General features: G+C 69.3%; 22 protein-coding genes. 13 read left to right on the top strand and 9 right to left on the bottom strand.

Annotated elements, in window-relative coordinates; translation table 11 throughout:
• Window positions 1–429, top strand: a 429-nt coding sequence (locus AC3IFE_RS23415) for a branched-chain amino acid ABC transporter substrate-binding protein (RefSeq protein WP_489192281.1), incomplete at its 5' end; no start/stop codon positions are given.
• Window positions 430–558: 129 nt separating this feature from the next.
• Here the strand turns inward: AC3IFE_RS23415 and AC3IFE_RS23410 are convergent.
• Both AC3IFE_RS23410 and AC3IFE_RS23405 read right to left on the bottom strand, forming a co-directional pair.
• Complete coding sequence (locus tag AC3IFE_RS23410; protein ID WP_489192279.1) at window positions 559–2,067, bottom strand: class I adenylate-forming enzyme family protein; 1,509 nt, start codon at window positions 2,065–2,067, stop codon at window positions 559–561.
• Window positions 2,068–2,119: 52 nt separating this feature from the next.
• Complete coding sequence (locus AC3IFE_RS23405; RefSeq protein ID WP_489192277.1) at window positions 2,120–3,772, bottom strand: acyl-CoA dehydrogenase family protein; 1,653 nt, start codon at window positions 3,770–3,772, stop codon at window positions 2,120–2,122.
• Between the two features lie 121 nt (window positions 3,773–3,893).
• Between AC3IFE_RS23405 and AC3IFE_RS23400 the strand changes: the two genes are divergently transcribed.
• The 4 genes from AC3IFE_RS23400 to AC3IFE_RS23385 all read left to right on the top strand — a co-directional run bounded on the left by AC3IFE_RS23400 (window position 3,894) and on the right by AC3IFE_RS23385 (window position 8,204).
• Window positions 3,894–4,562, top strand: a complete 669-nt coding sequence (locus AC3IFE_RS23400; RefSeq protein ID WP_489192275.1) for a TetR/AcrR family transcriptional regulator — start codon at window positions 3,894–3,896, stop codon at window positions 4,560–4,562.
• A gap of 204 nt (window positions 4,563–4,766) precedes the next feature.
• On the top strand, window positions 4,767–5,921 hold the full coding sequence (locus AC3IFE_RS23395; RefSeq protein WP_011694020.1) for a pyridoxal phosphate-dependent aminotransferase: 1,155 nt from the start codon (window positions 4,767–4,769) through the stop codon (window positions 5,919–5,921).
• 48 nt (window positions 5,922–5,969) lie between these two features.
• A complete protein-coding gene (locus AC3IFE_RS23390) occupies window positions 5,970–6,758 on the top strand; it encodes an ABC transporter substrate-binding protein (protein WP_301739551.1) in 789 nt (262 codons plus the stop codon).
• A gap of 15 nt (window positions 6,759–6,773) precedes the next feature.
• The gene (locus AC3IFE_RS23385; protein ID WP_489192272.1) at window positions 6,774–8,204 is read left to right on the top strand and encodes an FAD-binding oxidoreductase; all 1,431 of its coding nucleotides are present in this window, start codon (window positions 6,774–6,776) and stop codon (window positions 8,202–8,204) included.
• Window positions 8,205–8,249: 45 nt separating this feature from the next.
• Here the strand turns inward: AC3IFE_RS23385 and AC3IFE_RS23380 are convergent, their stop codons facing one another.
• The 4 genes from AC3IFE_RS23380 to AC3IFE_RS23365 all read right to left on the bottom strand — a co-directional run bounded on the left by AC3IFE_RS23380 (window position 8,250) and on the right by AC3IFE_RS23365 (window position 9,854).
• The gene (locus AC3IFE_RS23380; protein WP_089466329.1) at window positions 8,250–8,822 is read right to left on the bottom strand and encodes a PadR family transcriptional regulator; all 573 of its coding nucleotides are present in this window, start codon (window positions 8,820–8,822) and stop codon (window positions 8,250–8,252) included.
• A gap of 69 nt (window positions 8,823–8,891) precedes the next feature.
• Window positions 8,892–9,323: a Cd(II)/Pb(II)-responsive transcriptional regulator gene (cadR, locus tag AC3IFE_RS23375; protein ID WP_089466330.1), complete on the bottom strand. Its 432-nt coding sequence runs from the start codon at window positions 9,321–9,323 to the stop codon at window positions 8,892–8,894.
• Between the two features lie 67 nt (window positions 9,324–9,390).
• The gene (locus AC3IFE_RS23370; protein WP_489192270.1) at window positions 9,391–9,747 is read right to left on the bottom strand and encodes a hypothetical protein; all 357 of its coding nucleotides are present in this window, start codon (window positions 9,745–9,747) and stop codon (window positions 9,391–9,393) included.
• On the bottom strand, window positions 9,678–9,854 hold the full coding sequence (locus tag AC3IFE_RS23365; RefSeq protein WP_226122078.1) for a hypothetical protein: 177 nt from the start codon (window positions 9,852–9,854) through the stop codon (window positions 9,678–9,680). The genes AC3IFE_RS23370 and AC3IFE_RS23365 overlap by 70 nt, the downstream gene beginning before the upstream one ends.
• Window positions 9,855–9,858: 4 nt before the next feature.
• On the opposite strand from AC3IFE_RS23365, the gene AC3IFE_RS23360 reads away from it, so the two are divergent.
• Together AC3IFE_RS23360 and AC3IFE_RS23355 are read left to right on the top strand one after the other, a co-directional pair.
• Window positions 9,859–11,967, top strand: coding sequence for a heavy metal translocating P-type ATPase (locus AC3IFE_RS23360; protein WP_489192268.1), 2,109 nt, complete (start codon window positions 9,859–9,861; stop codon window positions 11,965–11,967).
• A gap of 10 nt (window positions 11,968–11,977) precedes the next feature.
• A complete protein-coding gene (locus AC3IFE_RS23355) occupies window positions 11,978–12,370 on the top strand; it encodes a zinc ribbon domain-containing protein (RefSeq protein WP_089466332.1) in 393 nt (130 codons plus the stop codon).
• A gap of 158 nt (window positions 12,371–12,528) precedes the next feature.
• Here AC3IFE_RS23355 and AC3IFE_RS23350 read toward each other — a convergent pair whose 3' ends face one another.
• A complete protein-coding gene (locus tag AC3IFE_RS23350) occupies window positions 12,529–13,410 on the bottom strand; it encodes an AraC family transcriptional regulator (protein WP_089466333.1) in 882 nt (293 codons plus the stop codon).
• Window positions 13,411–13,686: 276 nt separating this feature from the next.
• Between AC3IFE_RS23350 and AC3IFE_RS23345 the strand changes: the two genes are divergently transcribed.
• The 4 genes from AC3IFE_RS23345 to eutC all read left to right on the top strand — a co-directional run bounded on the left by AC3IFE_RS23345 (window position 13,687) and on the right by eutC (window position 19,090).
• On the top strand, window positions 13,687–15,150 hold the full coding sequence (locus tag AC3IFE_RS23345; protein ID WP_089466334.1) for a mechanosensitive ion channel: 1,464 nt from the start codon (window positions 13,687–13,689) through the stop codon (window positions 15,148–15,150).
• Between the two features lie 232 nt (window positions 15,151–15,382).
• A complete protein-coding gene (gene eat / locus AC3IFE_RS23340) occupies window positions 15,383–16,795 on the top strand; it encodes an ethanolamine permease (RefSeq protein WP_089466335.1) in 1,413 nt (470 codons plus the stop codon).
• A 103-nt stretch (window positions 16,796–16,898) separates the two neighbouring features.
• Window positions 16,899–18,296 (top strand): ethanolamine ammonia-lyase subunit EutB, encoded by a 1,398-nt coding sequence (locus AC3IFE_RS23335; RefSeq protein WP_301739546.1) that lies wholly within the window; start codon window positions 16,899–16,901, stop codon window positions 18,294–18,296.
• Entirely contained in the window at window positions 18,293–19,090 is a 798-nt protein-coding gene (gene eutC / locus AC3IFE_RS23330; RefSeq protein WP_089466337.1) for an ethanolamine ammonia-lyase subunit EutC, read from the top strand. The genes AC3IFE_RS23335 and eutC overlap by 4 nt, the downstream gene beginning before the upstream one ends.
• Here the strand turns inward: eutC and AC3IFE_RS23325 are convergent.
• Window positions 19,083–19,967, bottom strand: a complete 885-nt coding sequence (locus AC3IFE_RS23325; RefSeq protein WP_489192263.1) for a LysR family transcriptional regulator — start codon at window positions 19,965–19,967, stop codon at window positions 19,083–19,085. The genes eutC and AC3IFE_RS23325 overlap by 8 nt on opposite strands.
• A 159-nt stretch (window positions 19,968–20,126) precedes the next feature.
• Here AC3IFE_RS23325 and AC3IFE_RS23320 point away from each other — a divergent pair, with 159 nt between their 5' ends.
• Window positions 20,127–21,740 carry an MFS transporter gene (locus AC3IFE_RS23320; protein WP_489192261.1) on the top strand — a complete coding sequence of 538 codons (1,614 nt, stop codon included), beginning with the start codon at window positions 20,127–20,129 and terminating at the stop codon, window positions 21,738–21,740.
• Window positions 21,741–21,901: 161 nt separating this feature from the next.
• Here the strand turns inward: AC3IFE_RS23320 and AC3IFE_RS23315 are convergent, their stop codons facing one another.
• Entirely contained in the window at window positions 21,902–22,330 is a 429-nt protein-coding gene (locus AC3IFE_RS23315) for a pyridoxamine 5'-phosphate oxidase family protein (RefSeq protein ID WP_489192259.1), read from the bottom strand.
• 331 nt (window positions 22,331–22,661) lie between these two features.
• On the opposite strand from AC3IFE_RS23315, the gene exaC reads away from it, so the two are divergent.
• Entirely contained in the window at window positions 22,662–24,188 is a 1,527-nt protein-coding gene (exaC, locus tag AC3IFE_RS23310; RefSeq protein WP_089466340.1) for an acetaldehyde dehydrogenase ExaC, read from the top strand.
• Window positions 24,189–24,261 lie beyond the last annotated feature (73 nt).

Raw genomic sequence — 24,261 nt, 5'->3', positions numbered from 1 at the left:
AAGCAGATGAAGACGCTCGGCATTACCGCTCCGCTGATGAGCGGCGAAATGGTGAAGACGCCGACGTTCCTGAAGATCGCGGGCAACGCGGCCGAAGGCACGATCGCATCGCTGGCCGGCCTCCCGCTGGAAGAAATGCCGGGCGGCAAGGCTTACGCCGACAAGTACAAGAAGCGCTTCGGCGAAGACGTGCAGACGTACTCGCCGTACGCGTACGACGGCGCGATGGCGATGCTGAACGCGATGAAGAAGGCCGATTCGACCGATCCGGCGAAGTACCTGCCGGTGCTCGCGAAGACCGACATGGCCGGCGTCACGTCGACGCACGTCGCGTACGACGCGAAGGGCGACCTGAAGAACGGCGGCATCACGATGTACAAGGTCGAGAAGGGCGACTGGAAGCCGCTGAAGAGCATCGGCGGGAAGTAAGCAGGTTGATGTGATGTGACGCGCGGGCGGCGGCGAAGGGCGTCGTCCGGCCGATCGTGCATGCAGAAAAAGCCATCGAGCCTTGACGGCCCGGTGGCTTTTTTATTGACGTTGACCCATGAGCGCGCGCTACCCCCCGCGCACGCGCAGCAGAAACTTCTGCAACTTGCCCGTCGGCGTGCGCGGCAGCGCCTGCACGAACGCGAACTCACGCGGGACCTTGTACGCGGCGAGCCGCTCGCCGCAGAACGCGCGCAGCGCATTCGCATCGGGCGCCGCGTTCGCCCGCGTCACGACGTGCGCGACGACCGTCTCGCCCCAGTCCGGATGCGCGACGCCGACGACGGCCGCCTCGGCGATGTCCGGGTGCGCGCCGAGCACGTCCTCCACCTCCTTCGAATAGACGTTCTCGCCGCCGGTGACGATCATGTCCTTCAACCGGTCGACGATGAACAGATAGCCATCCCGATCGATCCGCGCGAGGTCGCCGGTGCGATACCAGCCGCCCGGCGCGAACGCGGCGCGCGTCGCCGCCGCGTCGTCGAGATAGCCGAGCATCATGCTGTCGGCCTTCAGCCAGATCTCGCCGGTCTCGCCCGGCCGTGCATCGACGCCGTCCATCCGCACGACCCGCAGGTCGACGCCCGGGCCGCCGTGGCGGCCGATCGAGCCGGCTTTCGCGATCTGCTCGTCCGGATACAGCGTCGTGCCGGCCGGCCCGGTTTCCGTCATTCCGTACACCTGGAAGAACGCGCGGCTGCGATACGCGAGCGCAAGCCGTTCGGCCTGCGCGGCGCCGATCGGGCCGCCGCCGTACAGCCACGCGCGCACGCTCGACAGGTCGAACGCCGCGAAGCCGTCGACCATGTCGAGCGGCAGCGTGTACGACACCGGCGCGCCGAAATACAGCGTCACGCGCTCGCGTTCGACCGTCTGCAGGAAGCGCAACGGATGGTATTCGCGCAGCAGCACGACGGTGCCGCCCGCGACCAGCGTGCCGCCGAACCAGTTGTTCAGCGGCGACGAATGCCAGATCGGCATCGCCATCAGCGTGCGCTCGTCGCGGCCGATACCGATCGCGAGCGCCGCCTGCATCGCGGCGAGCGTCACCGTGCGATGACTGTGCACGCAACCTTTCGGGCGGCCGGTCGTGCCGGACGTATAGAGGATCTGCGCGACGTCGTCGTCGGCCGGCTCGATGCCCGCGAGGCCGTCCATCGTCGCGCACATCGTGTCGAAGTTCGGCACGCCGTCGAGTTCGCCTTCGGTCACGAGCCGCCGCGCGGGATGGACGATGCGCTCGACCACCGGCGCGAGCGCCACGTCGAACAGCAGCGCGGTGCTGCCGCTGTGTTCGAGCACGTAGTCGACTTCCGGCGCCTGCAGCTTGTGGTTGATCGGCACGAACGCCGCGCCGAGACGCCACGCGCCGAACATCAGGTCGACGAAGGCCGGCGTGTTGAAGCACATCGCGGCCACGCGGTCGCCGGCCGCGATGCCGAGCGCGCTCAGCACGGCCGCCGCGCGGTGCGAACGCTCGCGGGCGGCGGCATACGTGATCGTCGCGGATTCGCTGACGAGGAACGGTTTGTCGGGCGTCGCACGGGCGGCGCGGTCGAGGGCGGCGACGAGGTTCATCGGGGCTCCGGGGCGGGGGCGAACGAACGCGAATTCGGGGAGCGGGCCGGCGTCAGGCCGGGTACGCGCGCTGCAGCAGCGCGGCGACGTCGATCGCGTGCGGATCGAAGCCGCCCGCGATGCAGCCCCAGTCGGGCGCGGCGAGTCGCGTCGCGACGAACGCGTCGGCGACGGCCGTCGGCGCATCGCGGCGCAGCAGGCACGCCTGTGCGACGAGCGCGAGCCGCTGCGCGAACACGCGGCCCGACGCTTCGAGCGTGTCGGCCGGGGCGGCGAGCATCGCGCGCAATCCGTCGAGCGCGGCCCGGATGCGCGGTTCGCCCGCGCCGAGGTCGGCCAGTTCGTCGAACAGCGCGGCGGCCGCGTCGGGCTCGCGCGACACCGCGCGCAGCACGTCGAGGCACATCACGTTGCCCGAGCCTTCCCAGATCGAGTTGACGGGCGCCTCGCGGAACAGGCGCGCGATCGGGCCGTCGTCGACGTAGCCGTTGCCGCCGAATACTTCCATCACCTCGCCGGTCAGCTCGACCGCGCGCTTGCAGACCCAGAATTTCGCGGCGGGCGTGACGATCCGCTTCCATGCGCGTTCACGCGGCGAGTCGTCGCGCTCGAACGCGTCGGCGAGCCGCATCGCGAGCGACAGCGCCGCCTCGCTTTCGAGCGCGAGATCGGCGAGCACGGTGCGCATCAGCGGCTGCTCGGCGAGCGCGCGGCCGAACGCGTGGCGCTGGCGCGTGTAGGCGATCGCTTGCACGACGCCCTGGCGCAGCATCGCCGCGCTGCCGAGCACGCAGTTCAGCCGCGTGGTGGTGGCCATCTCGATGATGGTCGGAATGCCGCGGCCTTCGTCGCCGAGCATGATCCCCCACGCGTCGTTCAGCTCGATCTCGCTGCTCGAGTTGCTGCGGTTGCCGACCTTGTTCTTCAGCCGCTGGATCTCGACCGCGTTCTTCGTGCCGTCGGGGCGCCAGCGCGGCACGTAGAAGCACGACGGGCCGCCGTCTTCGGTGCGCGCGACGACGAGGTGCGCGTCGCACATCGGCGCGGAGAAAAACCACTTGTGGCCGCGCAGCCGGTATTCGCCGCCGCGGCCGCCCGCGCCGACCGGCGTGGCGAGCGTCGTGTTCGCGCGCACGTCGGAGCCGCCCTGTTTCTCGGTCATGCCCATGCCGAACCAGATCGCGCGCTTGTCGGCGACCGGCACGTCGCGCGCGTCGTAGTCGTCGCTGTAGAGCTTGTCGCGCAGCAGGTCCCATAGCGCGGGCTCCTTCTGCAGCACGGGGATCGCGGCCTGCGTCATCGTCGCCGGGCACAGCGTGCCGGCCTCGATCTGGCCGTGCAGGTAGAAGCCGGCGGCCGTGGCGGCCCAGCGGCCGCGGCGCGTGTCGCGGAACGCGAGCGACACGAAGCCTTCGTGGCGGTACTGGCCGAGCAGCGCGTGCCACGCGGGATGGAAGTCGACGCGGTCGATGCGCCGGCCGCGCCGGTCGAACGCGTTCAGTTCCGGTGTGTGGCGGTTCGCTTCGTCGGCGAGCCGCGCGGTGTCGGCGCTGCCGAGCCGCGCGCCATATGCGTCGAGCTGCGGCACGGCCCACTCGGCCCCGGCCCGGACGAGCGCGTCGCGCAGCGCGAGATCCGTCGCGAAGAGGTTATAGTCGACGAGTTCGTCGAACTGGTTCGTGACGGCGTGGGTCGAGTCGGTCATCGCGGTTGTCTCCGGTCTCATGCGTCGCGGGCAGCCGGCGCGATGCCGCCCGCAAGGGCGCTTCGGCGCGGGTTCCGGCCTCCGGTAAAACGTATTCCCTGCTGAATTCAGAGTAGCAAATATGCCGCCGCGACATGTTCAGGTTCCGGCGCCGCCCGGCTCGCCGGCGGCGCAACCCGCGCCCGCATTGCGCCGCCGGCCGCGCCAGTCGCGCGCGCAGGCGAGCTCCGACGCGTTGCAACAGGCGTTCGTTCAGCTTTTGCTCGAACGCGGCTACGCGAAGGCGACGATTCGCGAGATCGCGGCCGTCGCGGGCGTCAGCATCGGCACTTTCTACGAGTATTTCGGCGACAAGCAGAGCCTCGCGGCGCTCTGCATTCACCGCCGCGTGCTGGCGCTGGCCGACCGGCTGCGCGACACGGTGCAGCAGTCGCGCGGTGCGCCGCGGGCCGAACTCGCCGTCGCGCTGGTCGATCTCCAGGTCGATACGATCGCCGCCGACGCGGCGCTGTGGGGCGCGTTGCTTGCGCTGGAGCGGCAGGTGTCGCCGCTGGCCGCCTATCGCCGGCATTACGACGCCTATGTCGCGCTGTGGCGCGACGCGCTGGCCCACGCGGCCGATCCGCCACCGGCCGCGCGGCTCGACGGGCTCGCGCGGATGGCCCACACGATCTGCTACGGCGGCCTGTCGCAGGCGCTGCTGACGCTCGGCCCCGCGCTCGATTTCGCCCCGCAACGCCGCGAACTGCGGGCCGTGCTGCTCGCATACCTCGCGGCGGCGCACGCCTAGCCTTCCGTAGGGAAATGCCCGATTTGCATGCCGGCCCGTCGAGCCGGTCTTGCCGTTGCGCGCTTCTCCCGGATAGTCATGAGAAAAATGCATGGCCGCCATGACGAACTTTCGATTGTCCGCCGATATTGGCTCGGGCTAAATCATGCGGCAGATGCAGGGCCGCGCAGGGTGCGGCCCGCCCGAAGAACATCAGGAGGAGTCATGCGAAGCGCTACCGCGCCCCGTTCGAAACTGCCCGACGTCGGGACGACGATCTTCACGGTGATCGGCCAACTGGCGGCGCAACACGATGCGTTGAACCTGTCGCAGGGCGCACCCAATTTCGCGCCCGATCCGGCGCTCGTCGAAGGCGTCGCGCGCGCGATGCGCGACGGCCACAATCAGTACGCGCCGATGGCCGGCGTGATCGCGCTGCGCGAGCGGCTCGCCGAGAAGACCGAGGCGCTGTACGGCGCGCGCTACGACCCGGCGACCGAGATCACGGTGATCGCGAGCGCGAGCGAGGGGCTCTATGCGGCGATCAGCGCGCTCGTGCATCCGGGCGACGAGGTGATCTATTTCGAGCCGTCGTTCGACAGCTATGCGCCGATCGTGCGGCTGCAGGGCGCGACGCCGGTCGCGATCAAGCTGTCGCCCGAGCATTTCCGCGTGAACTGGGACGAGGTGGCCGCGGCCATCACGCCGCGCACGCGGATGATCATCGTCAACACGCCGCACAACCCGACCGCGACGGTGTTCTCCGCCGACGATCTGGAGCGGCTCGCGCAGCTCACACGCGATACGGGGATCGTGGTGCTGTCCGACGAAGTCTACGAGCACGTCGTGTTCGACGGCGCGCAGCACCAGAGCGTCGCGCGCCACCGCGAGCTGGCCGAGCGCAGCGTGATCGTGTCGTCGTTCGGCAAGTCGTTCCACGTGACCGGCTGGCGGGTCGGCCATTGCCTCGCGCCGGCCGAGCTGATGGACGAGATCCGCAAGGTGCACCAGTTCATGGTGTTCTCGGCCGATACGCCGATGCAGGTCGCGTTCGCGGAGATCCTCGCGCGGCCGGACAGCTATCTCGGCCTGTCGGCGTTCTACCAGGCCAAGCGCGACCTGCTCGCGCGCGAGCTGGCCGATTCGCGTTTCGAGCTGCTGCCGAGCGAAGGCTCGTTCTTCATGCTCGCGCGCTTTCGCCACTTCTCGGACGAAAGCGACAGCGATTTCGTGCTGCGCCTGATCCGCGACGCGCGTGTCGCGACGATTCCGCTGTCGGCGTTCTACACCGACGGCACCGACGCCGGCGTGATCCGGCTCAGTTTTTCGAAGGACGACGCGACGCTGGTCGAAGGCGCGCGGCGGCTGCGTTCGCTGTAAGACAACCGGCGGCGGAGACGTCGCATCGACCCGACACAGGAGATCACGATGAAACACACGGCCACCCTGAAACTCGCGTTCGCACTCGCGTGCGCCATCGGCTCCGGCGCGGCGCTCGCCGATGCGCCGACGCTGCGCTTCGGCCTCGAAGCGCAATACCCGCCGTTCGAATCGAAAGCGCCGAACGGCGACCTGCAGGGCTTCGACATCGACGTCGGCAATGCCGTCTGCCAGACGGCGAAGCTGTCGTGCAAATGGGTCGAGACCTCGTTCGACGGGCTGATTCCGGCGCTGAAGGGCCGCAAGTTCGACGCGATCAATTCGGCGATGAACGCGACCGAGCAGCGTCGCCAGGCGATCGACTTCACGACGATCATCTATCGCGTGCCGACCCAGCTGATCGCGCGCACCGGCAGCGGCCTGCTGCCGACGCCGGAATCGCTGAAGGGCAAGCGCGTGGGCGTGCTGCAGGCGTCGATCCAGGAGACCTTCGCGAAGGCGCACTGGGAGCCGGCCGGCGTCACGGTCGTCGCGTACCAGGACCAGAACCAGGCGTATGCGGATCTGGTCGCGGGCCGCCTCGACGCGACGCTCGTGCTCGCGCCGTCGGGCCAGCGCGGCTTCCTGTCGCGCCCGGACGGCAAGGGCTTCTCGTTCGTCGGCCAGCCGGTGCACGACGACAAGATCCTCGGCAGCGGCATCGCGTTCGGCCTGCGCAAGGGCGACGACGCGCTGAAGGCGAAGCTCGACGCGGCGATCGACAAGCTGAAGGCGGACGGCACGGTGAAGTCGCTCGGCCTGAAGTATTTCGGCGATATCGACATCTCGACGAAGTAAGCGGGGCCTCGCACGATGCCGACCTCGAACCGGAGCGCCGCGGGCAGCGAACCGGACGGCAGGCCGCTGCCAGGCGGGGCCGTCGATGCCGTGCTCGCCGCCGAACTGGGCGACGCGCTCGTCACGCGCGCGGCCGATATCGAGCCGCGTTACTTCACCGCGTACAACGAGCCGGCCGGCGTGCGGCCGCGTGCGCTGGTGCGCCCGCGCAGCGTCGACGACGTGTCGCGCACGCTCGCGCTGTGCACGCGGCTCGGCCAGCCGGTCGTGCCGCAAGGCGGGTTGACGGGGCTCGCACGCGGCGCGGTCGCGCTGGGCGGCGAGGTCGTGCTGTCGATGGAGCGCTTCGCGGGCGTCGAGGCGCTCGACGCGGCGGCCGGCACGATCACCGTGCGCGCGGGCACGCCGCTGCAGACGGTGCAGGAGGCCGCGCAAGCGGCGGGCTTCACGTTCGGCGTCGATCTCGGTGCGCGCGGCTCGTGCCAGATCGGCGGCATGCTCGCGACCAATGCGGGCGGCACGCGCGCGATCCGCTACGGGATGATGCGCGAGCAGGTGCTCGGGCTCGAGGCGGTGCTCGCGGACGGCACGGTCGTGTCGTCGATGAACCGGATGCTGAAGAACAACGCGGGCTACGACCTGAAGCAGCTGTTCATCGGCAGCGAAGGGACGCTCGGCGTCGTCACGCGCGCGGTGCTGCGCCTGCATCCGGTGCTCGCGGCGCCGGCCACCGCGCTCTGCCGCGTGCGCGACTACGACGCGGTGGTGGCGCTGTGGAACCGCGTGCGCACGCTGCCGGAAGTGGTCAGCTTCGAGGCGATGTGGCCGGCGTTCTACGACTACGTCGCGCGCCATACGCCGGGCGTCACGGCGCCATTCATCGGCGACGACGGTTTCGCGGTGCTGATCGAATGCGCGACGAGCGCGCCGGGCGGCGATGCGCACCAGGCGCTCGAAGCGGGGCTGGCCGCGGGGCTTGAAGCGGGGCTCGTCGACGACGCGGTGCTCGCGACCTCCGAGCGGCAGGCGCGCGATTTGTGGACGCTGCGCGAAGGGCTCGCGATCGATGCGCTGCCGCATCTCGTCAATTTCGACGTGAGTCTGCCGACCGGCGAACTGGGCGCGTTCGCCGAACGCTGCGAGGCGGCGTTGCGGGCGCGCTGGCCGGCGCTCACGTGCCTGTTCTTCGGCCATGTCGGCGACGGCAACGTGCATATCGGCGTGTCGCTCGCCGACATGACCGACGCGGACGCCGATGCGCTCGATCACTGCGTGTATGCGGTGGTACGCGACATGGGCGGCTCGGTGTCGGCCGAGCACGGAATCGGCGTGCTCAAGCGTCCTTATCTGGCGCACACGCGCAGCGACGCGGAAATCGGGTTGATGCGGCGCCTGAAGGCCGCGCTGGACCCGCGCGGCATCCTGAATCCCGGCAAGGTGCTTTGACCGCGCCGACGCGCGTTCCTCGCGGAAAACGGCTGGCGCCGCGCGTCAGCCGTCCACCCAGCGCAGCGCGCCGATCTTCAGGTGTTCGACGACGCTGCGCGCCCAGTCGAGCTCCGCATTGAGCAGCACGAGCGCATATTCGTTCTGGAGCAGGAACAAGCGCGGCACCTGGTCGGCCTGCGCGGTGGCGCGCAGCGCTTCGAGCCGCTCGCGCTCGGCGTCGAGCCGTGCGATGCGCAGCTCGAGCTGGTGACGCGCATCTTCCGCGTCGAGCAGCGGCAGGAATGCGAGGCCGGCGCCGAACGCCGGAAATTCCCGCGCGGGCTCCGCGAGCAACGCATGCAGCCACGCCTGCCCCGCGGTGTGCCCGGCTTCCGTCAGCGCATACACCGTGCGCTCCGGAAACGCGCCGTCGCGCTCGGTGTCGTGCACGACGATCAGCCCGTCGCGCAGCAGCCGGTCGATCGTCTGGTACAGGCTCGTGCGCTGCCGCACGTTGACGACTTCGTCGTAGCCGCGGGCCTTCAGTTGCTGCAGCATCCCGTACGGATGCATCGGCGTTTCGGTGAGCGTCGCGAGGACGGCCAGCGCGAGCGGGGATGGGCGACTCATGGACATGAATAGTTAAATTATATCTAGTCAGAATATAACTATTCTCGATGAGGCTATCTTATTTGACAAGGCTTTTCAGCCGAGATGCGAGCGCTTCGCGGCCGGTGCGACGGTTTCCATCGTCGCGAGACCATGCACGATGCCGCACTCCTCGACGGAATGCTCGCCGACGCACTGGCGGCGCAATTCGGTCAGCTGGTCGCGCAGATGCGTGAGTTCCGCGAGGCGGGCATCGACGTGTCCGATGTGATCGTCGAGCAGCGAATTGATCGAATCGCAGCGGTCGGCCGGCGTGTCGGTGAGCCGCAGCAGCGCGCGGATTTCGTCGTGCGCCATGTCGAGCGCGCGGCAGTTGCGGATGAAGCGCAGCCGCTCGACGTGCACGTCGGTGTAGTTGCGGTAGTTCGAATCGGTGCGCTCCGCATCGGGCATCAGGCCCTCTTTCTCGTAGAAGCGGATCGTCTCGGGCGTGCAGCGGGCCGCTTTGGCCAGTTCGCCAATCTTCATGCCTTTCTCCCGTGTAAGGGTTGACCTTGTAGTGGCTTCAGGGTGTTAACTCTACACCGTCAAGCCATCAAAGGAGGTTGTCATGACCGACGCCCAGCGTCCCCACGACCCACGACACCGTCATGCCGGCGGCGCCGATGCGTGCTGCGCCGATACGCGCGACACGCAGACGGCGACCGTTGCCGATGCGGTGCCGGCGGCCGGCGAGCGCGCGCACGGCCATGAACACGATCACGATCATGGCCGCGGGCACGATCACGCTGCACATGGCGACAGGGAGCATGACCACGATCACCACGAGGCGCGTGACGATACGCATCAGCATGGCGCCACGTGTTCGCACGACCATGCCGGTCACGACCACGACCACGACCACGACCACGACCACGACCACGACCACGACCACGACCACGACCACGACCACGACCACGCGGCCGGCGATTGCTGCGCACCCGCCGCGCTGACGCTCGCGCCGCTGCCGGTCGCGCAGGCGACCGCGTCGGGCCACGTGCGCTCCGCGTTCCGGATCATGCAGATGGACTGCCCGACCGAGGAAACGCTGATCCGCAAGAAGCTCGGCGGGATGGAGCAGGTATCGGCGCTCGAATTCAACCTGATGCAGCGGATGCTGAGCGTCGAGCACGTGCCCGGCGCGCAACCCGCGATCGAAAGCGCGATCCGCTCGCTCGGGATGACGCCGGAAGCGGCGTCGGCCGACGCAACGGCCGCGCCCATCGCGCCGCCGCCCGCGAAACCGTGGTGGCCGCTGGCGCTCGCCGGCGTCGCCGCGATCGCGTCCGAAGGCGCGACCTGGGCCGGGCTGCCGGTGTGGCTGTCCGCTGCACTCGCGCTCGCCGCGGTGCTCGCGTGCGGGCTCACCACGTACAAGAAGGGCTGGATCGCGATCCGCAACGGCAACCTGAACATCAACGCGCTGATGAGCATCGCGGTGACGGGCGCGATGGCGATCGGCCAGTGGCCGGAAGCCGCGATGGTGATGGTGCTGTTCACGATCGCCGAGCTGATCGAGGCGAAGTCGCTCGATCGCGCGCGCAATGCGATCCAGGGGCTGATGCAGCTCGCGCCGGACACCGCGACCGTGCAGCAGGCCGACGGCGCGTGGCGCACGATCGAGGCCGCGCAGGTCGCGCTCGGCGCGGTCGTGCGCGTGAAGCCGGGCGAGCGGATCGGGCTGGACGGCGAAGTCGTCGCCGGCCGCTCGACGGTCAACCAGGCGCCGATCACCGGCGAGAGCCTGCCCGTCGACAAGACCGCCGGCGACGCCGTCTACGCGGGCACGATCAACGAGTCGGGTTCGTTCGACTACCGCGTGACGGCCGTCGCGGCCCACTCGACGCTCGCGCGAATCATCCACGCGGTCGAGGAAGCGCAGGGCGCGAAGGCGCCGACGCAGCGCTTCGTCGACCAGTTCGCGCGCGTCTATACGCCGATCGTGTTCGCGGTCGCGCTGCTGGTCGCGGTGGCGCCGCCGCTCGTGATGGGCGGCGCGTGGCACGACTGGATCTACCGCGCGCTCGTGCTGCTCGTGATCGCGTGCCCGTGCGCGCTGGTGATCTCGACGCCGGTGACGATCGTGTCGGGGCTCGCGGCCGCGGCGCGGCGCGGGATTCTCGTGAAGGGCGGCGTCTATCTGGAAGAAGGCCGCAAGCTCGCGTGGCTCGCACTCGACAAGACCGGCACGATCACGCACGGCAAGCCGGTGCAGACCGACTTCGACGTACATGCGGACGACGTCGACGCGGCGCGCGTGCGGCACCTCGGCGCGAGCCTCGCGGCGCGCTCCGATCACCCGGTGTCGCAGGCGATTGCCGCGGCGGCCCGCGACGCCGGCACGACCGCATTCGCCGACGTACAGGACTTCGAAGCGATCGTCGGGCGCGGCGTGCGCGGCACGATCGACGGCACGCGCTACTGGCTCGGCAATCACCGGCTCGTCGAGGAACTCGAGCGCTGCTCGACGGCGCTCGAGGCGAAGCTCGACGCGCTGGAGCGGCAGGGCAAGAGTGTCGTCGTGCTGGTCGACGCCACGCGCGTGCTCGGCATCTTCGCGGTGGCCGACACGATCAAGGACACGAGCCGTGACGCGATTGCCGATCTGCACGCGCTCGGTATCCGCACCGCGATGCTGACGGGCGACAACCCGCATACCGCGCTGGCGATCGCGCAGCAGGCCGGCATCGACGACGCGCGCGGCAACCAGTTGCCGGAAGACAAGCTCGCGGCGGTCGAGGAACTGTCGGCGGGCGGCGCGGGCGCGGTCGGGATGGTCGGCGACGGGATCAACGATGCGCCGGCGCTCGCGCGCGCCGACATCGGCTTCGCGATGGGCGCGATGGGCACCGACACCGCGATCGAGACGGCCGACGTCGCGCTGATGGACGACGACCTGCGCAAGATCCCCGCGTTCGTGCGGCTGTCGCGCGCGACGCACCGCGTGCTGGTGCAGAACATCGGCTTCGCGCTCGGCGTGAAGGTCGTCTTCCTCGGCCTCACGGTCGCGGGGCTCGGCACGATGTGGATGGCGGTCTTCGCCGACGCGGGCGCGAGCCTGATCGTCGTGGCGAACGGCTTGCGGCTGCTGTCGTCCTCCGGGGCGTTCGGCGACGCCCGGGCCACGCGTTGAGGCGCGGACGATGAATTTTCTGAAGCGGATTCTTGGCGGCCACGGCGGTGGTCATGGCAGCGGGCACGGCAACGGCAATAGCGGAAACGGGGGCCACGGCGGCGCGCATCACGGCGGCGCGCGCCAGGGCGGGCACGGCGGCCACGATGCGCGCGGCCGCGACCGCCACGGCTGGGGCTGGGGCTGGCAGGCGGCCGATGCCGGCAACGGGCAACGCGGCCACGACGGCAACATGCCGCTGAGCCAGCTCGCCTGCGCGGGCTGCGGCGCACTCAATGCAGCCGATGCTCGCTTCTGCACGCAGTGCGGCGCGGCGCAACGCGGCAGCGCCTGCAGCCGCTGTCACGCGGCGCTGGCGGCCGACGCGCGCTTCTGTCCCGGCTGCGGGACGCAGGCTGCCTGAAGCTATCCGCACGTTCGCGCCGGCCGAGCATACGCACAGGCCGGCGCGCTTCGTTCGACAGCCGGCGCACCGGCATGCCCGATGTCGTCCCGGGCATGCTCGCACCGCAATATCGTCGCGGTCCGTTCAGATACACGGCGCCACGACGTATCCGTCGCTCAGCGAAGCGGCAGGTGAATTTCGGTGCGCAGGTCGGCCGGCGCCGTATCCATCGGCGTATTGAGGTACAACTCGAACGGCGGCGCGTCGGCGGCTTCGCGGCCCGAGTGACGCAGCCAGTCGCCGTAGAGCCACTGGTAGGCCGTATTCAGGTCCGCATACGGCCCCGTATGCAACAGCACCGCGTATTCACCGCCCGCGATCGTCGCACGCTCGACCGGCGGCACGGGCGCGACGTCCGGCGCGCCGTCGGCCGGCATGACGCACGCTTTCGCGCGCAATTGCGCTTCAGGCGTCGTGTCCGGATCGTCGTAGAAGATCCCGATCATCTTCGCGCCCGGGCCGATCAGCCCGTGCTGCCCGACCCACGCGCCGATCTGCCCGAACGCATCGCCGACCTTCATGTACGCGCCAGTGTGCGCCACCGCGTAGCCACGCAGTTCCGGCAGGCGCCGGATCTCGACCTCGTGCTTGAACATGTCTGCCTCGCCTCTCTGTAGTGGATAAATCGGCCGGTGGGTGCCCGTGCGCCGATGCTGCGCGGGCAGCACGCCGTACGCGTCGCGAAACGCCCGTGCGAACGCGTGCGTCGAACCGTAGCCCGCGCGCCGCGCGATCTCGTCGAGCGGCCGCGTGGTGCAGACCAGATCCTCGGATGCCCGCACGATCCGCATGCGTCGCACCGTCAGCACGATCGATTCGCCGTACAGCGCGCGGTAGACGCGCTGCCAGTGATACGGCGACAGGCACGCGATTTCGGCGAGCCGGTTCAGGTCGAGCGGGCCGTCGAGATGCGCGCCGATGTATGCATGGACGCGCGCCACGCTTCCCGCATAGCGCACCCACGCGGGCGGATCGGTTTTGGTGTCGGCTGGGGTCATCGGCGTGTCCGGGCTGGAACCGACGCCACGGCAGCACGGGCCGAATGGACAAATCTTGCGGAAATGTCGGACACCCAACGATTCGCCCCTTTTTGATTCCCGACGAAATAGGGTCTTGCCCCTCCGGGATCACCGACTAAAGTTAAAGACGGTGAAATCGGGTGAACGCGTCATTTTTCTCGGGTAAGTTGCTCGGACGGGGCAGCATGCTTTTCGAATTACGCAGGTCGTTCGTCGATGTTCAATCGTCACACCACGTTTTCGGGAGAAGAAGAAATGGATGCTTCCAGCTTCATCACGTCGCTGCAGGCCACGCTAGGCGGATACCTGCCCAAGATCGCCGGCGCGATCGGCATCCTGGTGATCGGCTGGCTGATCGCCGTCGCGGTGCGGGCCGGCGCGCTCCGGCTGCTCAACGCGCTGAAGGTCGATCAGCGGATTACCGACAGCACGGGTCAGGGCGCGTGCGTCGAACGCATCATCGCCAGCGGCCTGTTCTGGCTCGTGCTGCTCGTCACCGCGGTGGGCATCTTCAACGTGCTCAACCTGTACGCGGTCTCCAATCCGTTCTCGCTGCTCGTCACGCACATCGTCAACTACCTGCCGAACCTGATCGGCGGCGCGGCGCTGACGCTGATCGCGTGGCTGATCGCGTCGCTGCTGCGCAGCCTCGCGAACCGCGCGCTGAAGGCGAGCAAGGTCGACGCCACGCTGTCCGAAAGCGCCGGCATGCAGCCGATGAGCGGCTATCTCGGCGACGTGCTGTTCTGGCTCGTGATCCTGATGTTCCTGCCGGCGATCCTCGCGTCGTTCGCGCTGTCGGGCCTGCTCTCGCCGGTGCAGGGGATGGTCGACAAGCTGCTCGCGATCGTGCCGAACATCTTTGCCGCCGCGGCGATCGGCTTCGTCGGCTGGATCGTCGCGCGCGTGCTGCGCGGCCTCGTGACGAACCTGCTGGTCGCCGCCGGCGCCGATCGCCTCACGCAAGGCATCGACAGCCCGACGCCGGTGCGCGTGTCGAGCCTGGTCGGCACGATCGTCTACGTGTTCGTGTTCGTGCCGACGCTGATCTCCGCGCTCGACGCGCTGAAGATCGACGCGATCTCGATCCCCGCGACCAACATGCTGAACCAGTTCCTCGGCGCGGTGCCGGACATCGTCGCGGCGATCGTGATCGTGCTCGTCACGTTCTACTTCGCGCGCTTCGTCGCGTCGCTCGCGCAGAAGCTGCTGGAAGCCGCCGGCGTCGACGGGCTGCCGGCCGTGCTCGGTGTCGAGCGCGTGTTCTCGGGCATCCTGCAGCCGTCGGTGCTGGTCGCGCGGCTGATCGTGTTCTTCGCGATGCTGTTCGCGTCGGTCGAGGCCGCGAACCGGCTCGGCTTCACGCAGGTGCGCGACGTCGTCACGCTGTTCATCGAATTCGGCGGCCACGTGCTGATGGGCGGCGTGATCCTCGTGATCGGCGTGTGGCTCGCGGGCCTCGCGCGCCGCGTGATCGAGCAGGCCGACCGCGAGCACAGCGTGCTGTTCGCGCGCATCGCGCAATTCGCGATCCTCGGCCTCGTGTTCGCGATGGGGCTGCGCGCGATGGGCATCGCGAACGAAATCGTCCAGCTCGCGTTCGGCCTCGTGCTCGGCGCGATCGCGGTGGCCGTCGCGCTGTCGTTCGGCCTCGGCGGCCGGGAAGCGGCCGGCAAGCTGCTCGACCGCTGGTTCAATCAGCGCGGCGGCGGCCAGTAACGCCGGCCGGCATGGCCGATCCGGCCCGCATCGCGCGGGCCGGATCGGCGTGGCAACGCGCGCGGCCGAGGTTGCCGCGAGCGGTACCGCCAGCGTGTCCGCAAGCATTTCCGCAAGCGAAATGTCAGCCGCGATCTTTGCCGAATTTCGATAACACGTCGTTTAATGACTCTCTAGCATCGATTCTCAGTCGCGCGGGCCCGCAGGCCGGCGCCTTTGAGGAGAGAGTCCGATGAAAGCAGAGTCGAATGGCCGGCCCGCCGCCGGCGCCAAGTCCGCCGGCCAGCCCGCGCTGCAGCAGACGCTCGGGACCTGGCAACTGTGGGGCATCGCGGTCGGCCTGGTGATTTCCGGCGAATACTTCGGCTGGAGCTACGGCTGGGCGAGCGCCGGCACGCTGGGTTTCGTGATCACCGCGCTGTTCGTCGCGGCGATGTACACCACCTTCATCTTCAGTTTCACCGAGCTGACGACGTCGATCCCGCACGCGGGCGGCCCGTTCGCGTATGCGCGCCGCGCGTTCGGCCCGACCGGCGGCTATCTGGCCGGCGCGGCGACGCTCGTCGAGTTCGTGTTCGCGCCGCCCGCGATCGCGCTCGCGATCGGCGCGTACCTGCACGTGCAGTTTCCGGGGCTCGAACCGAAACACGCGGCGATGGGCGCGTATCTCGTGTTCATGGCGCTGAACATCGTCGGCGTGCAGATCGCGGCGACCTTCGAGCTCGTCGTCACGCTGCTCGCGATCTTCGAGCTGCTGGTGTTCATGGGCGTCGTGTCGCCGGGCTTCTCGTGGAGCAACTTCACGAAGGGCGGCTGGTCGGGCGCCGATCACTTCAGCGTGGGCGCATTCCACGGGATGTTCGCGGCGATTCCGTTCGCGATCTGGTTCTTCCTCGCGATCGAGGGCGTCGCGATGGCCGCCGAGGAAGCGAAGAATCCGAAGCGCTCGATTCCGATCGCCTACGTGGCCGGGATCCTGACCCTCGTCGCGCTCGCGATCGGCGTGATGGTGTTCGCCGGCGGCGCGGGCGACTGGACCAAGCTCGCGAACATCAACGATCCGCTGCCGCAGGCGATGAAGTACATCGTCGGCGCGAACAGCGGCTGGATGCACATGCTCGTGTGGCTGGGGCTGTTCGGGCTCGTCGCGTCGTTCCACGGGATCATCCTCGGCTATTCGCGCCAGATCTTCGCGCTGGCCCGCGAAGGCTATCTGCCGGAATGGCTCGGGAAGGTGCATCCGCGCTTCAAGACCCCGCATCGCGCGATTCTCGCGGGCGGCGTGGTCGGGATTGCCGCGATCTACAGCGACGAGCTGATCCAGTTCGGCGGGCAGACGCTCACCGCGAATATCGTGACGATGTCGGTATTCGGTGCGATCGTGATGTATATCGTGAGCATGGCCGCGCTGTTCAAGCTGCGCCGCTCGCAGCCGAACCTGGAGCGGCCGTTCCGCGCGCCGCTGTATCCGATCTTCCCGGCCTTCGCGATCCTGGCCGCGCTCGTCTGCCTCGGTACGATGGTGGTTTTCAACGGGCTGGTCGCGCTGGTGTTCGTCGGCTTCCTCGCGGTCGGCTACGCGTACTTCCTCGCGACCCGTTCGCAGCGCGCGAGCGCGCCCGGCGACGCGCTGCTGGAGGAGTGAGCGCGGTGGTGACGACGATGAACGTGAAAGGCCGTTCCTGACGGCATCCGGCGCGCCCCGTCGAACGGGCGCGCCGTCGGCTTTTGGCAAGGAGATTCGAACGATGTCCTATACGGAGACGATCGGTCCGCGCACGTACCGCTTCGCGGACCTGAAGACGCTGCTCGCGAAGGCGAGCCCGCTGCGTTCCGGCGATCAGCTCGCCGGCGTCGCGGCGGCGAGCGAGGAGGAGCGCGTCGCCGCGAAGATCGCGCTCGCGGGCGTGCCGCTGAAGGCGTTCCTGAACGACGCGGTGATCCCGTATGAAGACGACGAGGTCACGCGGCTCATCATCGACGATCACGACGCGCACGCGTTCGCCGAAATCTCGCACCTCACCGTCGGCGATTTCCGCAACTGGCTGCTGTCGCCCGCGGCCGACGGCGCGGCGCTCGAACGGATCGCGCCGGGGCTCACGCCCGAGATGGTCGCGGCCGTGTCGAAGCTGATGCGCAACCAGGACCTGATCGCGGCCGCGAGGAAGCGCCGCGTCGTCACCCGCTTTCGCAACACGGTCGGGCTGGCCGGCCGGATGTCGGTGCGGCTGCAGCCGAACCATCCGACCGACGACGTGAAGGGGATCGCCGCGTCGATGCTCGACGGGCTGATGTACGGCTGCGGCGACGCGATGATCGGCATCAACCCGGCCACCGACAGCCTCGCGGCGATCGTGAAGCTGCTCGCGATGATCGACGGCTTCCGCGAGCGCTACGGCGTGCCGACGCAGTCGTGCGTGCTCACCCACGTGACCAACACGATCGCGGCGATCGAGAAGGGCGCGCCGGTCGATCTCGTGTTCCAGTCGATCGCGGGCACCGAGAAGGCGAACGCGAGCTTCGGGATCTCGCTCGCGCTGCTCGCCGAAGCGCGCGAGGCCGCGTTGGCGCTCAAGCGCGGCACGGTGGGCGACAACCTGATGTATTTCGAGACGGGCCAGGGCAGCGCGCTGTCGGCGAACGCGCATTTCGGCGTCGACCAGCAGACCTGCGAAGTGCGCGCGTACGCGGTCGCGCGCAAGTTCGAGCCGTTCCTCGTGAACACGGTGGTCGGCTTCATCGGGCCCGAATACCTGTACGACGGCAAGCAGATCATCCGTGCGGGGCTCGAGGATCACTTCTGCGGCAAGCTGCTCGGCGTGCCGATGGGCTGCGACATCTGCTACACGAACCACGCGGAAGCCGACCAGGACGACATGGACACGCTGCTGACGCTGCTGGGGGCGGCCGGCATCAACTTCATCATGGGGATTCCGGGCGCGGACGACGTGATGCTGAACTACCAGAGCACGTCGTTCCACGATCAGCTGTACGTGCGCGAGGTGCTCGGCCTGCGCCGCGCGCCGGAATTCGAGGAATGGCTGGAGACGATGGAGATCGCCGACGCGCACGGCGCGCTGCGCGCGGCGTCGGCACGCGTGCCGCTGCTCGCGGGCGCGAACGACTGGATGGGGATTTCCGCATGAGCGACGCCGTCGAGAAGAATCCGTGGGCGCAACTGAAGTCGTTCACGAACGCGCGGATCGCGCTCGGCCGCGCGGGCAACAGCCTGCCGACCGCGCCGCTGCTGGCCTTCAACCTGTCGCATGCGCAGGCGCGCGACGCGGTGCATCAGCCGCTCGACGCGGACGCGCTGCGGCGCGAGATCGAGGCGGCCGGCATGCTGCCGACGCTGCGCGTGCAGAGCGCAGCGCCCGACCGCGACCACTACCTGCGCCGGCCCGATCTCGGCCGCAAGCTGTCGGACGACAGCCGCGGACTGCTGGCCGGCTACGGGGCCGCGCTCGACGACGCGCCCGATGTCGTGTTCGTGGTCGGCGACGGGCTGTCGGCGTTCGCGGCCGCGAAGCAGGCGCTGCCGCTGTTGCAGGCCGTGCGGCCGAAGCTCGACGCGGACGGCTGGCGGATCGGCCCGGTGGTGGTCGCGACGCAGGCGCGCGTCGCGCTCGGCGACGAGATCGGCGAGCTGCTGCGCGCGAAGGTGGTCGCGATGCTGATCGGCGAACGGCCGGGGCTCAGCTCGCCGGACAGCCTCGGCGTGTACCTGACGTGGGCGCCGAAGGTCGGCTGTCACGACGCGCTGCGCAACTGCATCTCGAACGTGCGGCCCGAAGGGCTGCCGCACGCGGCCGCCGCGCACAAGCTGCATTACCTGATGACGCACGCGCGCCGCCTCGGGCTGACGGGCGTCGGGCTGAAGGACGACAGCGACGCGCTGCTGCCGCCGGCGCAAGCGGAGCGGATCGGCGCGACTACCTGAACAGCCGCTCGCACAGGAAATCGACGAACACGCGCAGCTTCGGCGACAACTGCCGGCTCGACGGCCACACGATCGAGAACTGCCCCGGCGCGATCCGGTAGTCGTCGAGCACGGTGACGAGCGCGCCGTGTTCGAGCGCGTCGCGCGCGAGGAAGTCGGGCATGTAGCCGATGCCGAGCCCCGCGAGCACGGCGCCGCGCAGCGCCTCCATGTTGTTGCAGGTCATCGCGGTGCGCAGCGTGAGCGGCGTGCCGTCGTCGGCCGCGAGCGCCCAGTCCTGCAGCTTGCCGGTGGTCGGGAAGCAGTAGCGCACGCAGTCGTGCGCTTCGAGCTCGCGCGGCGTGCGCGGCGTGCCGGCCCGCGCGAGATACGCGGGCGTCGCGCACAGCACGAACGCGAACGGGCCGAGCCGCCGCGACATCAGGCTCGAATCGGACAGCGGGCCGCTGCGGATCACCGCGTCGAAGCCGCCTTCGACGACGTCGACCATCCGGTCGTTGAAATCGAGATCGAGCTCGACGTCCGGATAGCGCTGCCGGAACTCGGGCAGCACCGGCAGCAGGAAGCGGTAGCCGATCACCGGCAGGCTCACGCGCAGCTTGCCGCGCGGGCGCTGCGCGGACGCCGTGACGGTTGCCTCCGCGTCGCGGAAATCCTCGAGGATCCGCTGGCAGCGCGCGTAGAAATGCCGCCCCTCGTCGGTGAGCGTCACGCGCCGCGTCGTGCGGTTGAACAGGCGCACGCCGAGCGACTGCTCGAGTTTCGCGATCGTCTTGCCGACGGCGGACGCCGAAATGCCGAGCGCACGGCCGGCCGCGACGAAGCTCAGCGCTTCGGCGGCACGGACGAACGCGACGATGCCGGTGAGGTTTTCCATCGAATCGAACGGTGTGCGGGGCAACGCACGGTAGTTGGCGCGATTGCGGAATTTTAATCCGTTATATGCGGAGCTTCGCGTGGTTTTTCGCGAATTGAATCCGATTTATCTTCTGTCGCGCTGAGGGCGCATCCGCGCCGGCTTTTTCGAGGAGCGATGATGGATCACCCTGTTTCAGCCGTTTCGGCCCACGCGGCGCGCCGGCGCGCCTGGGTGCTGGCCGCCGTCTGCATGGCCGCCGTCGCGCTGCCGCTGTCGTTTTCGGGCGGCGCGGTCGCGACGCCGGCGATCGGCCGCGACCTGCACGGCAGCCCGGTCGCGATGAACTGGATCACCAACGCATTCATGCTCGCGTTCGGCAGCTTCCTGATGGCGTCGGGCGCGCTGGCCGACCAGTTCGGCCGCAAGCGCCTGTTCGCGATCGGCGTCGGCGGCTTCACGCTGATGTCGGTCGCGCTCGCGTTCGCGCCGTCGATCCTCGCGGTCGACCTGCTGCGCGCCGCGCAAGGGCTCGCGGCGGCCGCGGCGCTCGCCGGCGGCACGGCCGCGCTCGCGCAGGAATTCGACGGCGCGGCGCGCACGCGTGCATTCAGCCTGCTCGGCACGACGTTCGGGATCGGGCTCGCATTCGGGCCCGTGCTCGCCGGCGGGCTGATCGGGCATTACGGCTGGCGCGCGATCTTCGTGACGAGCGCGGTGGCCGGCGTGCTGTCGCTCGCGTTCGGGCTGCCGCGCATGCACGAATCGCGCGATCCGCACGCGACGGGGCTCGACTGGCCCGGCACGATCGCGTTCACGGCCGCGCTGACGCTGTTCACGTTCGGCGTGATCGAGGCGCCCGCGCGCGGCTGGTCGAGCCCGCTCGTGATCGCGCTGCTGGCCGGCGCGGCGCTCGGCGCGTGCGCGTTCGTGACGATCGAGACGCGCGTCGCGCGGCCGATGCTCGACCTGTCGCTGTTCCGCATCGCGCGCTTCGTCGGCGTGCAGGTGCTGCCGGTATCGACCTGCTGCTGCTACATCGTGCTGCTCGTCGTGCTGCCGCTGCGCTTCATCGGCATCGACGGCTTCAGCGAGATCGACGCCGGCTGGCTGATGCTCGCGATCTCCGCGCCGATGCTGGTCGTGCCGCTCGTCGCCGCGACGCTCACGCGCCGGCTGTCGGGCGGCGTGATTTCCGGGCTCGGGCTGCTGGTCGCGGCGGCGGGGCTCGTGTGGCTCGGCATCGCGCTGCGCGGCGGCGCGGGGCCGGCGGCGATCGCGCCGATGCTCGCGATCGGCGTCGGCGCCGGCATGCCGTGGGGGCTGATGGACGGGCTGTCGGTGAGCGTCGTGCCGAAGGAGCGCGCGGGGATGGCCACGGGCATTTTCAGCACGACGCGCGTGGCCGGCGAGGGGATCGCGCTGGCGATCGTCGGCGCGGTGCTGGCCGCGCTCGCGCAAACGAGGCTCGCGCACGCGGCAGGGGCTGCCGGCACGCCGGACGCGACGCTGCGGGCCGCCGCGCGGCTCGCGACCGGCGATCTCGCGGGCGCGGCTGCCGCGTTGCCGGGTGTCGGCCGTGCGGCGTTGATCGCGAGCTACGCGCACGCGTTCGACCGGCTGCTGACCGCGCTGGCCGTCGTCACGGTGCTGTGCGCGGTGGTGGTGTTCGGGTTTCTCGGCGGGCGGCCGGTTGTCGACGACACGGGCGACGAGGCGGACGGTCACGCGCGGGCCGAAGCGTCGACGCGCAGCCGGAGCGAACCGGCGTGTGCGGAGACGCACGGGCGTTGAGCGTTGCGCTGCGGCGGAGCATCGGCGCTTCGGCATCCCGGCATCCCGGCACATCGGCACATCGGCACATCGGCACATCGGCACATCGGCACATCGGCTTTCCGGACTACGCAGCCGCCGCGCCCGCGTCGTCCGTTCGTTAAAGCCTCCCCCGCCGCGCGTCACGCCAGCACGAGCGGCGGCAGCCCCGCATCCGCGCGCGCCTGTGCGCATTCCACCTCGATCACCAGATAGCGCAACGCATCCGGCCACAGATGCGCGCGCCCTTGCGCATCCTCGTCGAGCGTCGCGCGGCCCTGCACGAGCCAGGTCGTCTGCCGCACGAAATCGACGAACAGCAGCGCGATGGCCGGATTCACGAGCAGGTTGCCGATCGTGTTGAGCAGGTTGTTGCCCGCGAAGTCGGGCAGCACCAGCGTGCGGCGGTCTGGGATATCGACGAGCGGCGCGAACGAGCCGTCGGCGCGCGGCTGGCGGCCGCGGTACGAACAGTCGGCGTTGCCGGCCGCATCGGCGGTCGCGACGATCAGGAAAACCTGCTCGCGGATGAAGGCGATGGCGTCGTCGGTCAGCGGGCCGCGATCGGTCATGGTGTCGGTCGGCGCGTGCGCCGTGGCGTGTGGATCCGCAACGGGCACGCAAGCGACATGCCACACGGCACGACGCGCGTGCGCGGGCAGCGCATCGCCGCGCACTGTGGAAATTCCGAACACCGGCCCCCTGGCTGCGCAATCGCGGTGTTCAGAATCGGTACACCGGCCGTGTTGCGGGCATGAACACCGCACGGTGCGAACCCGTGCCGGCCGCGATCGACGTGCGCCCGTTGCCGCCCGTTCCGTTTGGCACGCATGTTGCATGAGCGGGACCAGCGCATTCCAACCGGCGCTCTACTCACACAAGCACGATGAACAGGAGACATGTATGAACCCGTTTGACCTGAAACAACTGGGCCTCGACGTCGAATACCCGTACCGTCAGCAATACGACAACTACATCGGCGGCAAGTGGGTGGCGCCGGTGAAGGGCGAGTATTTCGAGAACGTGTCGCCGATCAACGGCCAGCCGTTCTGCCGCATCCCGCGCTCGGGCGCCGACGATATCGAGCTGGCGCTCGACGCCGCGCATGCCGCGCGCCGCAAGTGGGGCAAGACGTCGGTTGCCGAGCGCGCGAACCTGCTGCTCGCCGCCGCCGACCGGATGGAAAAGAACCTGAAGCTGCTGGCCGTGGCCGAGACGATCGACAACGGCAAGCCGCTGCGCGAGACGATGGCGGCCGACCTGCCGCTCGCGATCGACCACTTCCGCTACTTCGCGGGCTGCATCCGCGCGCAGGAAGGCGGCATCTCCGAGATCGACGACAACACCGTCGCGTACCACTTCCACGAGCCGCTCGGCGTGGTCGGCCAGATCATCCCGTGGAACTTCCCGCTGCTGATGGCCGCGTGGAAGCTCGCGCCGGCGCTCGCGGCCGGCTGCTGCGTGGTGATGAAGCCGGCCGAGCAGACGCCCGCGTCGGTGCTCGTGCTGATGGAGCTGATCGGCGACCTGTTCCCGGCCGGCACGATCAACATCGTGAACGGCTTCGGCAAGGAGGCGGGCGAAGCGCTCGCGACCAGCAAGCGGATCGCGAAGATCGCGTTCACGGGCTCGACGCCGGTCGGCAAGCACGTGCTGCGCGCCGCCGCCGAAAGCCTGATCCCGTCGACGGTCGAACTGGGCGGCAAGAGCCCGAACATCTTCTTCGCCGACGTGCTCGACCAGGACGACGCGTTCCTCGACAAGGCGCTCGAAGGCCTCGCGATGTTCGCGCTGAACCAGGGTGAAGTGTGCACGTGCCCGTCGCGGATCCTGATTCAGGAATCGATCTACGAACGCTTCATCGAGAAGGCCGTCGCGCGCGTCGAGCGCATCAAGTCCGGCCACCCGCTCGACCTGCAGACGATGATCGGCGCGCAGGCGTCGCAGCAGCAACTCGACAAGATCCTGTCGTACATCGACATCGGCCGCGGCGAAGGCGCGCAATGCCTGACGGGCGGCGAGCGTACGGCGCCGGCCGCCGATCTCGGCACGGGCTACTACGTGAAGCCGACGATGCTGCTCGGCAACAACAAGATGCGCGTGTTCCAGGAAGAGATCTTCGGGCCGGTCGCGTCGGTGATGACGTTCAAGGACGAGCAGGAAGCGATCGAACTCGCGAACGACACGTTCTACGGGCTCGGCGCGGGCGTGTGGACGCGCAACGGCACGCGCGCGTACCGGATGGGCCGCGAGGTCGAGGCCGGCCGCGTGTGGACCAACTGCTACCACCTGTACCCCGCGCATGCGGCGTTCGGCGGCTATAAGCAGTCGGGCATCGGCCGCGAGACGCACAAGATGGCGCTGTCGAACTATCAGCAGACGAAATGCCTGCTGGTCAGCTACCAGGCCGAGGCGCTCGGGTTCTTCTGATCGCCGAAGCCGTGGCGACGTGTCGGGGCCGGTCGGGCCCGGCACGTCGCGCGGTTCGATTTTCCTGTTCGAC

This window comes from Burkholderia sp. APQ4-4ca, from assembly GCF_057837105.1.
The sequence above is the reverse complement of the archived record's forward strand: the minus strand, read 5'-3'. Positions and strand labels throughout refer to the sequence as shown.